The sequence below is a fragment of the Ectothiorhodosinus mongolicus genome, from assembly GCF_022406875.1.
In the GTDB taxonomy this organism is placed as follows: Bacteria; Pseudomonadota; Gammaproteobacteria; order Ectothiorhodospirales; family Ectothiorhodospiraceae; genus Ectothiorhodospira; species Ectothiorhodospira mongolica.
Window position 1 is genome coordinate 1,983,624 of record NZ_CP023018.1, and the last position, 11,472, is coordinate 1,995,095.

The following is an 11,472-nucleotide window of genomic DNA, read 5'->3' on the forward strand; positions in this document are numbered from 1 at the left end:
GGGGGCGTTAAATCTTGGAGCCTCTAATGAATCGCAATTTCACCGCTTTATTTGCCGCCTTTTTGCTCACCGTGGCCACCGTGGCGCACGCCGAAGCGCCGAATCTCGAGCCGGGTGAGTGGCAGTTCGAGCATGTCACCTCTGTCGAGGGCCAGGATATGATCCCGCCGCAAACCGATAACGTGCGTCAGTGCGTCACTCGCGAGGACGTAGCCAGCGCCGAGAACTTCCTGGAGTCTGGGGAAAATTGCGAGGTGCAGCGCATGTCCGTAAGCCGTGACCAGCTCAGCTATGACATGGTTTGTATCGAAGCCGGTATGCGCGTGGAAATGCAGGCCGAGCTCAACTTCGCCGGCACCCGCATGCACGGCGAAATGCGCGCCAACCTCGACTCGCCTATGGGCGAGATGGTGCTCCTCACTCGCCTCTCTGGAGAGCGCATCGGCGACTGTTAAGAAAAGATGGGGTACGACCCCATTTTTTAAAAAAAGGGGTACGACCCCATCTTTAGAGCAGGTAGGCCAGGACCGCGAAAAGCGTGAATATGCTCATCAAATTGGCGACAAAGACGATCGAAGCCACGCGCCGCGGCTCCTGAGCAAACTTTTCCGCCACCATGTAATTGAGCACGGCCGGCGGCAAAACCGCGAACACCAGCAAATAAGCGAACTGCTCGGGCGGCAGATTCATCACCGGCAACATCAACAGCACCATGCCCAAACCGCTGGCCGGGGCCAAAACCCCGCCCCAAAGCCCCAGCTTCCAATCTGAGAAATCCGCCCCCACCATGCGCACACCGAGCGTAAAAAGCATCAATGGGATAGCAATCTGCCCCAGCATTTCAATCGGCACAGCCACCACCTGCGGCACCGAGAAAGCGGTGAGACTCACCGCAATGCCAATGACACTTGCGGTAATCATCGGCGTGCGCAACACCTGCCAGAGGCTAGCGCGGCGATTGACCATCGCCATACCCACTGTGAAATGCAGCGTGTTCTCGACGATAAAAAGTACAATCGCCGCCGGCAGCGCCGCCTCACCAAAAGCCAACAGCAAAATAGGAATCCCCATATTGCCGCTGTTGGTGAACATCATCGGCGGCACAAAAGTCTTCCAATCGACCTTCAACAGGCGCACAAAGGGCAGCACCAAAACCCCCGAGCCCAATACCACCAAGCTCGAAAACACAATCAGCTGCCAATAATCGGCAATCTGAAAACCCTGAGCCGTCAGCGCACTAAAAATCAGCGCCGGCGTGAAGATCTCCATATTCAGGCGATTCGCGGTATCGATATCCGTGGGAAAGCGCCGGCCATATAAAAAGCCCACCGCGACAATCAAAAAAACCGGTAAAACCGTGCCTAGAACCGCAACCAGATTCATGAGAGCGGATCAGGCCTCATCCAACAGGCAAATCCAATGCCGCACGGGCAGGTCACTGCCACTGGCCAGATGCGTCTGGCAGCCGATATTGGCGGTGGCGATCACCTCAGGCTCACCCGCCACCAGATTCTTCAGTTTATTGGCCTTAAGCTGACCCGCCAGTTCCGGCTGTAACAGAGAGTAGGTGCCCGCCGAGCCGCAGCACAAATGCTTGTCGGCCACCGGCGTCAGCTCAAAACCCAATTGGGTCAGTATATTCTCCACCACGCCCGGCAGCTTTTGCCCATGCTGCAAAGTGCAGGGCGGATGAAAAGCCACGCGCTTTTTCGTCGGTCGAAACACCGACAAATCTTGAGCGGCAATCAGCTCGCTGATATCCACAGCCAAAGCGCTGACCTGGCGAGCCTTCTCCGCATACGCAGGGTCATGCGCCAACAACACCCCATAATCCTTGACCATCGCCCCGCAGCCACTGGCTGTCATCACCACTGCCCGCGCGCCGGCCTCAATATGCGGCCACCAAGCATCGATATTGGCCTTGACCCGCTCGAGAGCCGCATCATGCGCACTTAAATGCTGTTCAATGGCGCCACAACAGCGCACCGCTGGCACATCGATGATACTAATCCCTAGGCGATCCAAAACCCGCGCGGTCGCTGCATTGATCTCGGGAGATAAACCCGGCTGCACGCACCCCTCGGGCATTAACACGCGATAGGTATGTCGCACAGGGGGTCGTACCCCAGCGGCGCGGCGCTGCGGAATACTGCGTCGCCAACGCGAAGGCAGCACTGGGCGAAAAGCCCGTCCCAATGCCAAACTCGCATCGAAGGCTGGAGACAGCAAAAACCGCCGCAAGAGGCCGCGCTTGAGTCGGTCCGAAAAGCCACGCTTGACTTGCTGTTCCACCACCTCACGACCAATATCCACTAGGCGTCCATAGCGCACGCCCGAGGGGCAAGTGGTCTCACAGTTACGACATGTCAGACAGCGATCTAAATGCGACAAAGTTCGCGCCGTTGGGGTCGTACCCTCAAGGGCTTGCTTCATTAAATAAATCCGTCCCCGAGGGCCGTCTAGCTCATTGCCCAGCAGCTGATAGGTGGGGCAGGTGGCGTTACAAAAGCCGCAATGCACACAGGCGCGCAAAATCTGCTCGGCTTCCTCGCCGGCAGGGGTATTGCGTATAAAATCTGCCAGTTGCGTTTGCATCAGGGTCTCTAGAACTCAGAATACATGCGACCCGGATTAAAGCTACCAACCGGATCAATGGCTTGCTTCACATTACGATGAATCTGCATTAATTTCTCGGGCAGCGGTTGAAACACCTCCACTGCGCCATCATGTCCACGAAACAAGGTCGCATGCCCACCGTGAGCACTAGCCGCCGTATGTATGGTCTCGGCAGGCGCATCACTGAACACCCAGCGCTGCGCACCGCTCCACTCAATAAAGCTGGGCCCCAAATGCAAAGCCGGCGTGGCCGGCGGTACGGATAAGCGCCACAGGGGCAACTCCCCAGCAAAAAACCCATGCGTTTGCTCGCGCACACTCTGCCAAAATGTTTCCGATTCAGGCAACGGATCACCGCCCAAGGCCTGCTCAGCAGCCTCCAAGGCCCGCTCACCGCCACAAGCCCGGACGTACAGAGACTCACCATCATGCGCGGTAGCAGTAATCACCAAAGGGCTGCGCGCCAAGGCCTTCATTCGCTCTAATGCCGCCTCTTCATCTAAAGCGAATACCACCGTGCGCTCAAACGCCGGTTTCGGCAGCACCTTAACCGACAATTCCAGCAATACCCCCAAAGTACCCATAGCCCCCGCGCTCAAGCGACTCAGGTCATAGCCGGCGACATTCTTCATCACCTGCCCGCCAAACTGCAGTGCCTCGCCGCGACCATTTAACAGCCGAACGCCCAAGAGGCTGTCGCGCACACCGCCCGCAAAAGCCCGGCGCGGCCCGGCTAAACCCGCAGCCACCACACCCCCTAAGGTTGCTTCATCACCAAAGGCGGGCGGCTCAAAAGGCAATTGCTGACCTTTTTCAGCCAAAGCCGCGCGCACCTCGCGCAAAGGGGTGCCGCAACGCGCAGTCAATACCAACTCCGTCGGCTCATAGCTTAAAATGCCGCGATGGGAACCCACATCCAGCACATCAGTCGCCGCACACTGCCGGCCATAAAAGTCCTTGGTGCCACCGCCGCGAATACACAGCGGCGTGCCGGACTTGGCGGCCACGCGCACGCGCTCACAAAGCTCTTGAGTGAGATCTTGATCCGCCATCAGAAACGCGGCAGTTCAGGGTGGGGCAGCTGCCCATGATGCACATGCATCGCGCCAAACTCAGCGCAGCGATGCAAAGTGGGGACAGCCTTGCCGGGATTGAGCAGGCCGGCCGGATCAAAAGCCGCCTTAACGGCATGAAACTGCGTCAACTCGGCGGCATCAAACTGGCTGCACATTTGGTTGAGCTTCTCGATGCCCACGCCATGCTCGCCCGTCACTGTGCCGCCATATTCCACGCAAAGCTCCAGAATGCGCCCGCCCAGATCTTCGGCCTTATCGAGTTCACCCGGTGTGGCGGAATCGTACAAAATCAGCGGATGCAGATTGCCGTCGCCGGCATGAAACACATTCGCGACCTTCAAGCCAAACTCATCAGAAAGCTCATTGATGTGGCGCAGCACCGCGCCCAAGTTCTTGCGCGGAATCGTGCCATCCATGCAGTAATAATCCGGTGAAATACGCCCCACGGCCGGGAAGGCCGCCTTACGACCGGCCCAAAAACGCAGACGTTCGGCCTCATCCTTTGCGGTGCGCACCTCAGTGGCACCTTGCGCCAGCAGCAGCTCACGTACGCGCATGATGTCCTCAGACACCTCAGCATCTGTGCCATCAATCTCACACAACAAAATCGCCTCAGCCTCCACCGGATAACCGGCTTTCACAAAGTCTTCAGCAGCGCGAATCGCTGGGTTATCCATCATCTCAAGACCGGCGGGAATGACACCCGACGCGATAATCGCCGCCACCGCGTCTCCGGCCTGTTCGACCGTGGAAAACGCCGCCAACAAGGCCTGCGCGCGCTCAGGTTTGGGCAAAAGCTTGACCGTGACCTCAACGATCACCCCCAACATGCCCTCAGAGCCCGTCACCAGCGCCAGCAGGTCAAATCCGGGCGCATCTAAAGACTGTGCGCCAATGGTCACCAACTCGCCGTCCATGGTCACCATCTTCACTTGTTGGATGTTATGCACTGTCAGGCCGTATTTCAGGCAATGCACGCCGCCGGCATTTTCCGCCACATTGCCGCCAATAGAACAGGCAATCTGCGAAGACGGGTCCGGCGCATAGTAAAGCCCCAGTGGCACCGCCGCCTCAGTGATTGCCAGATTACGCACGCCCGGCTGCACCTGCGCGACGCGATTATCGGCATCAATCTCTAAGATCTTATTAAACCGCGCCATCACCAACAGTACGCCATTGGAGAGGGGAAAAGCGCCGCCGGATAGCCCCGTGCCCGCGCCGCGCGCCACCACTGGCACATCACGCGCTGCACATGTGCGCAGAATCTCTTGCACCTGCTCCACCGTCTCAGGCAAAGCCACCAACAACGGTTTGCGCCGATAAGCCGCGAGCCCATCGCACTCATAAGGCCGCAGCGCCTCATCATCAATCAACAGCGCATCACCGGGCAAAATCGCTCTTAGCGCCGCCACCAGATCGCGCTTCTCAGCCTCACCCAGCTGGCGGGGCTCCTCGAGGTTTGCGGGTCTTAAGGCATCAGCAGTCATGCACCTATCCTATCAGCCATAGGCCAAGCTGGGCAGCCAAAGAATAATCCCCGGGAAAACCACACACAGGGTCAGGCCCAAAGTCTGCAGCGCCAAAAAGGGTAGGGAGGACTTATAAATCGTCGCCATATCGACGCCCGGCGGCGCCACCCCGCGCATGTAAAACAAGGCATAGCCAAAGGGCGGACTTAAAAAGCTCATCTGCATATTCACCAGATACAAGACCCCAAACCACAGGGCAATCTTATCCGGAGGCACACCGGGAAGACCTAATACCCCTTCAAAAGCCAGACCCACCACCAGCGGCACGAAAATTGGCACCGCCAACAGCAAAATCCCTACCCAATCCAGGAACATTCCCAAAAGCACTAGAGCAATCATAATCAAAATCAAAATGCCATACGGACCCAAGCCCGTACCCATAATCAAATCCTGAATAAAGGCTTGGCCGCCCTGCAGGATATAGAATCCGACAAAGACGGTGGCGCCAAAGATAATCCACAGCACCATCGAGGTGGCCTTCAAGGTCATCATGCAAGCGTCATGGATGTTCACCCAATTGAGCCGGCCATGCATCGCCGCCACCAACAGCGCCCCAAGAGTACCAATACCTGCAGACTCCACCGGCGTGGCCAAGCCCGTGAAAATCGCGCCCAGCACTACCGCGACGAGTAAAATTGGCGCCAACATGTTGCGCAGCATGCGCAGTCGCGTGGGAAAATCTACCCGCTCTTCCACGGGCATCGCTGGACCCAGCTTGGGATTTAGGCCAGCACGCACGCCCACATAAGTCATATACATGGCAGAGAGCAGCAAGCCCGGCAGCAAAGCGCCTAAGTACAGCTCACCCACTGACTGACCCGCCACCACTGCATAAATAATCGCCAAAATAGACGGCGGAATCAGAATTCCCAGCGTGCCGCCGGCCATAATCGCCCCCAAGGCAATTTTGGGGTCGTACCCCCTTTTGAGCATGGCGGGTAGGGCGATGATGCCCATGGTGACCACCGCAGCCCCAATAACCCCCACCATGGCGGCCAATAGAGTGGCAGCGGCGATGGTGGCGATGGCCAGCCCCCCGCGCAAAGCGCCAATCCAGTGGTAAACCACGTCGAATAGATCTTCAATCAGACCGGCTTTCTCCAGCATCGCCGCCATGAAGATAAACAAAGGGATCGCCGAGAGCTGATAGTCGGTCATCAGCGGGAAGATGCGCGAGGGAATGATGTTCAACATGAAGTGGTCGCCCACCAGATAAATGAACATCACGCCCAAACCGCCGGTGACAAACGCCAAAGGCAAGCCCGCCAATAAGACGATTAAAAGCGCCCCGGTCATCAACAGCGTCAAAGTGCCAATGCCGATATCGGCCAGCACGCCTTCCAAGGTGAAGATCACGCGCTCGTAATCGCCATCGAGCACCATGATGTTGAAGATTTCCCACAACAGTAAGAGTCCCAACAAAGCGGCGAGAATCACCATGCCCCACAGCGGCGCCTTGGCTTTCTCATAGCTCTTGATAGCGGCACGAAACACCGCAATGTCTTTCAATAGTCGCGCTGTACCTTGCAATAACAGCAAAACGCCGGCCAGTACCATCGCAAACTTAATGGGGAAATATTGAATGCCCCATTCGCTCAGCGAGGTTTCATTGCGCCAGCCGGTGGCGAAAAACCACACCTCACTGGACATCGAGCGCGCAAAAAACGTCCACGCCGTGAACGTTAAAATCAAGATAAATAAATAGAAAACCACCGATGTGAGAATATCCAAGGCCGCCGAAGCCGCCGGACCCAAGCGGGTATACAGCACATCCACACGCACATGGCCATCCATGCGCAAGCAATAAGCACCCGAGATCAGGTATTGCATGCCAAACATGAGGAACATCGCCTCATGCGCCCAGTTGGTGGGCGAGTTAAAGGCATACCGAGCAATCACTTCATAGGAATAAACAAACACGGCGATGATCGACCAATACGCCACAAAGGTACCGGTGAACATCGATAAACCATCAACACCGCGAAAGAAGAAACCGCGGGGGGTTCCCGCCATCGGTTCTTCGCCTTGGGTAAAGGTCTCACTGGTGGGCGTGACGGCTTGGCCTTTGGCCTTGGAGCGCCACACCATAAACATCATGAAAGGCGGCAGCAGAAGCAGAACTGACCAATAAAGCCAGTGCGGGAGAACGTAATTCAGTTCCATAGAGTTCAGGCCGCCGGAAAAGGAGTCGAAGACACAAAAGCAGCCCCGGACACGCCGGGGCTGCGACATAACAACGTTAGAGGTTCAGCGTATAGTCTTTGATGTCATCCGGTGTAATCACACCCACCGCCGGATCCATCATCACCTCTAGGTGAACCTTGAACAGGCGCGCGGCATCGCGATCGCGGTTGGCCCACTTAAACCACAGTGGGATCGCCGCTTCACGGAAGCGCGTGGCGTCTTCTTCAGACAACTGAATGACCTCAACGCCTGCCTCTTCGTACTTCGGCCAAGCTTCGTAGTTGGCTTTCTGAATCGCGGCATAGTGATCGGCCGAGTAGGCTTTCACCAATTCGTACATCAAACGCTGAGTCTCTGGAGAAATCCGGCTCCAAGCACGCTTATTGACAGAGATTTCCATTAAGTCGACCGCCTGGTGCAAGCACGGGGTGGAGGGTGGGCCCATGATGATGTAGTCGGCGACCTGATGGAAACCGAGGTCATAGTTTACTGCCGGACCCACGAAGTCAGCCGCATCAATGGTGCCACGCTCCAAAGCAGGATAGACATCACCGCCTGGCAGCAGCGTGGTGCGCACCCCGACTTCGGCGAAGGTTTCTGCAATGATGCCACCCGGGAAGCGAATGCGCTTACCGCGGAAATCATCGAAGTTGCGCATCGGCACTTTGGAGTGAATCAAGTTCAAGTCATGCTGAACATGGCCCAGGAACACCAGCCCCTGGCGGTCATACAGCTCATCAAAGATGGCCCGACCGCCATAGGAGTCGATCATCATGTCCCATTGATGGGGCAAAGATAGGCCCATGGGATAGGCGCTCATGAACACGCCGGCAGGCATCTTGCCCGGCCAATACACGGTGAACCAGTTCATGCCATCCAACACGCCAGATGCCACGGCATCGGCAGTTTCGAAGGTGCCCGCTACAGCACCTGCGGGGAATGGTTCAATACTCAGTTCGCCACTGGTCAGCTCTTGAATAGAGTTGCACCAAGTCTCAAAAGTGCGATAGCCGATGGTTCCTGGCTGCCAAGCACTTTGCATACGCCAACGCACACCGCGACGCGTCTGAGCGTTACTGACAAACGGCGCGCCCAACAAGGTGCCGGCGGTCAGTGCTGCACCGGCCTTGATAAAACCGCGCCTAGAGCCTGCTTCTGATGCCACGGCCTTGTCTCCGTCGACATCCAGTTTCTTATCGTTACTCATCATCACCCTCCTAGGGTTGCTTATCGTGCCGCTTTAGTACTCGGCACATTCTTATTGGAATGCGTTCTCACATCGTGAGACGAGCCAAAACTAGTCCGTATCGCAAAGATTTACAATAGTTGTGCTTTCTCATAATGTGAAATGCTAAAAAATCACGGGAAAACCCATGCCACCATCCGAGGCCAGATCACAAAGCATTCAGGTGATTGATCGCGCCGCCGAGCTGCTTGAAGTTTTGGGTCGTTATACCCAAGGGGCCAACCTCAAAGTCCTGGCCATTGAAGCCGGGCTGCACCCCTCAACCGCCTATCGCATTCTAACTTCACTGCATGCCCATGATTTCGTGGTCCGCGATGAGCAGGGTGCCTATAGCTTAGGACCGGCGTTCATTAAATTCGCCTCGCGAGTGCGCTCGGATCTGGATCTGCGCAGCATCGCTCGGCCAGAAATGGATCGCTTACTGGGTCAGGTCGGGGAGACGGTCAACTTAACCTTGCGAGAAGGCGATAAAGTCATCTATGTGGAGCGCGCCTTGCCCGATCGCATGATGCGTGTTGAACAACTCATTGGCAGCCGCGCGCCTTTGCACGTCACGGCGGTCGGGAAAATTCTCTTGGGCGATGCGGGTGAAGAAGAGACTAGGTCTTACGCCAGACGCACGGGCTTGCCTTCTTATACCGTGCACACCATTAATGATGCCGACACCTTGGTGCGCGTCACAAAGCTGGCGCAAAAAGAAGGCTTTGCTTTGGATGATCAAGAAGCGGAAATCGGCGTCGGCTGTATTGGGGTCTTGATTCGCGATAGCAGCGGTAATGCCATTGCTGGTCTATCCATCTCCGCGCCCCTTGAGCGCCGCAAAGACGATTGGGCGGCCCTTTTAAAAGGGTCGGCAGCGCGCATCTCTGAGCGCTTAGGATTCCACTAAGATTGTTGAGTGTTTGCTGAGACCTGAAATAGGTAACCATAGCCTCTTAAGGTCCGCAAAATGTCGTCTTTGATACCCACGCTTTGCAGTTTCTGCCTTAGCCGCGTTACCAGATTATCAATACGCCGATTGTCGCAGTCCTGTCCCGGATAAATCCGTCCCGCTAGATCCTCACGCGTGACCGGACGGCCTCGCGCTTCAAGCAACGCCTCTACCAATAAATACTCGCTACAACCCAATACAATGGGTACGCCGCTCGGCGTATTAAGGGCGCTTTTCACGGCATCCAAGGTCCACTGAGTAGGCTCATGTGAGGCTCGCGAAATGCTCTCCACGCGATCCAACTGGCGTTTCACTACCGCCCCCAATTCGCGCAAGTCGAGCGGTTTACAGAGAAAGGCATCCACCCCCTCATTAACACACTCAATGCGATCTTCTACCGCCGAGCGCGCCGTCACGGCAATAATGACGACGCTCGGATCTCCTTCGCTGCGCTGCTTTTGGATCAGCGATAGCCCATCTCCATCTGGCAAGGTCAGATCCACCAATAGAATGCCGAACTCATGGCACTTGAGCTGCTCTTCAGCATCTGCGATGGTTTCTGAATGAGTGAGTTCAAAGCCTTGAAATTCCAGACATTCACGAATCTCTTCACTGAGGTTGAGATCGTCTTCAATTAATAAGATGTGGCGAGAAACTTGCATTGGGAAATTGATAGACTCCGAGCTTAACGTTGAATGTTCGCGTAACCGTGAAAACCATATCCCATATTGCGGTAGGTCTTTATGGGATCCTCACCATCAGCATGATTTTTCATCTTCGCCCGCAGCCGGCTCACCAATGTATCTAAACGCCGAGTGTCCTGAACGCTCTTATGCGGCTGCAGGCGCTGCGCCAAATCCTCCCGAGAGAGGATGCGCCCGCTATGTACAAAAAGCTCATGCAGGACTAATGCTTCGCTGCCGGTGAGCGTCACCGATTCATCCGTGGGTGTCGTCAAAGTGTGCAGACGAAAATTCAATAGCCACGAGGGCTGTGCAGGATTCTCCGGCACGGTTATCGCTAACTCTTGGCAGCGGGTGGCCAAGCGTTTCATGTAGGCACGCAGTTCTCCAGGCTCGGCGTAGTGGGGGACAAAGGTATCGGCTCCGGCGCTGATACAGGCCAACCGATCCGCACTGTTGCAGTTAGCGGCGTAAACGATGATATGGGGGCGATGGCCAAATTCGTGGCGCAGCTGCGGAAATAACCAGAAGCTTTTTCCGTCGGGAAGCTGTAGGTCGCAAATTAGCACATCGGGAGGCTCGAGCACGAACTGAGCCCTGACCTCAGCCAACGTCGTGACTGTTTGAATCGCATAACCGTACACCTTGAAATAACCATCAAGATCGGAAGACAGGACGCTGTCGCGCAATGCTAAAAGCAGCGATTGATTGGCCATTCTTCTAGCACCTCCAAGACCTAATTTAAAAAAGTGAATAAATTAACAAGAAAACGCTAGATTAAATCATGAAACGAGTAGTTAAATGACTAATTGCTAGAAAAAAACTACCAACAAGAGATTAATTTGTATCCCACCTCACTAGAATAGCTCATATGATCTAACTATCCGAGCCCCACGATTTTTAGGGCTCAATTCAATTTGATGTGAGGACGTGTGTGGCGCGCTCAAAGCAACTGCCAGTGACCCTAAATAAGATGTGGCTATTAACAGTCATTTTATTAGTTTTGGGTAATAGTGTCAGCGCGACCCATGCAGACTCAATCATTCTCGAGCGCTTCCTGCTGTCGGATCCCCCACCCACACAGCAAGCGCCAGCATCCAAGACTGATGTCCCACCAACGCCGAGTGCAACCGCACCAGCTGCGCTAAACGAGGCTCCAGCGCCACCGCCGGTGACACGAACAGGGGCCCCAGCCCCAGCCCCAGCC

At 55.8% G+C, this 11,472-nt stretch carries 10 protein-coding genes; 2 read left to right on the plus strand and 8 right to left on the minus strand.

Going from position 1 to position 11,472, the window contains the following annotated elements; all coding sequences use genetic code 11:
• Nucleotides 1-26 precede the first annotated feature (26 nt).
• The gene (locus tag CKX93_RS09465; protein WP_076754136.1) at nucleotides 27-455 is read left to right on the plus strand and encodes a DUF3617 domain-containing protein; all 429 of its coding nucleotides are present in this window, start codon (nucleotides 27-29) and stop codon (nucleotides 453-455) included.
• Nucleotides 456-507: 52 nt separating this feature from the next.
• Here CKX93_RS09465 and CKX93_RS09470 read toward each other — a convergent pair whose 3' ends face one another.
• The 6 genes from CKX93_RS09470 to dctP all read right to left on the minus strand — a co-directional run bounded on the left by CKX93_RS09470 (nucleotide 508) and on the right by dctP (nucleotide 8,615).
• Complete coding sequence (locus tag CKX93_RS09470; protein ID WP_143339895.1) at nucleotides 508-1,383, minus strand: AEC family transporter; 876 nt, start codon at nucleotides 1,381-1,383, stop codon at nucleotides 508-510.
• 9 nt (nucleotides 1,384-1,392) lie between these two features.
• The gene (gene glcF / locus CKX93_RS09475; protein ID WP_143339896.1) at nucleotides 1,393-2,595 is read right to left on the minus strand and encodes a glycolate oxidase subunit GlcF; all 1,203 of its coding nucleotides are present in this window, start codon (nucleotides 2,593-2,595) and stop codon (nucleotides 1,393-1,395) included.
• Nucleotides 2,596-2,603: 8 nt separating this feature from the next.
• Nucleotides 2,604-3,668 carry a glycolate oxidase subunit GlcE gene (gene glcE, locus CKX93_RS09480; protein ID WP_200799796.1) on the minus strand — a complete coding sequence of 355 codons (1,065 nt, stop codon included), beginning with the start codon at nucleotides 3,666-3,668 and terminating at the stop codon, nucleotides 2,604-2,606.
• A complete protein-coding gene (locus tag CKX93_RS09485) occupies nucleotides 3,668-5,179 on the minus strand; it encodes an FAD-linked oxidase C-terminal domain-containing protein (protein ID WP_076754140.1) in 1,512 nt (503 codons plus the stop codon). Before CKX93_RS09485 ends, glcE begins: the two co-directional genes overlap by 1 nt.
• 12 nt (nucleotides 5,180-5,191) lie before the next feature.
• A complete protein-coding gene (locus tag CKX93_RS09490; protein WP_076754142.1) occupies nucleotides 5,192-7,384 on the minus strand; it encodes a TRAP transporter large permease subunit in 2,193 nt (730 codons plus the stop codon).
• A gap of 76 nt (nucleotides 7,385-7,460) precedes the next feature.
• Nucleotides 7,461-8,615, minus strand: a complete 1,155-nt coding sequence (gene dctP / locus CKX93_RS09495) for a TRAP transporter substrate-binding protein DctP (protein ID WP_200799797.1) — start codon at nucleotides 8,613-8,615, stop codon at nucleotides 7,461-7,463.
• Between the two features lie 163 nt (nucleotides 8,616-8,778).
• Here dctP and CKX93_RS09500 point away from each other — a divergent pair, with 163 nt between their 5' ends.
• Nucleotides 8,779-9,540: an IclR family transcriptional regulator gene (locus CKX93_RS09500; protein WP_076754146.1), complete on the plus strand. Its 762-nt coding sequence runs from the start codon at nucleotides 8,779-8,781 to the stop codon at nucleotides 9,538-9,540.
• Here CKX93_RS09500 and CKX93_RS09505 read toward each other — a convergent pair.
• Together CKX93_RS09505 and CKX93_RS09510 are read right to left on the minus strand one after the other, a co-directional pair.
• On the minus strand, nucleotides 9,537-10,244 hold the full coding sequence (locus CKX93_RS09505; protein ID WP_076754148.1) for a response regulator transcription factor: 708 nt from the start codon (nucleotides 10,242-10,244) through the stop codon (nucleotides 9,537-9,539). The genes CKX93_RS09500 and CKX93_RS09505 overlap by 4 nt on opposite strands.
• Nucleotides 10,245-10,267: 23 nt before the next feature.
• A complete protein-coding gene (locus tag CKX93_RS09510) occupies nucleotides 10,268-10,981 on the minus strand; it encodes a response regulator transcription factor (protein ID WP_076754150.1) in 714 nt (237 codons plus the stop codon).
• Nucleotides 10,982-11,472: the final 491 nt, after the last annotated feature.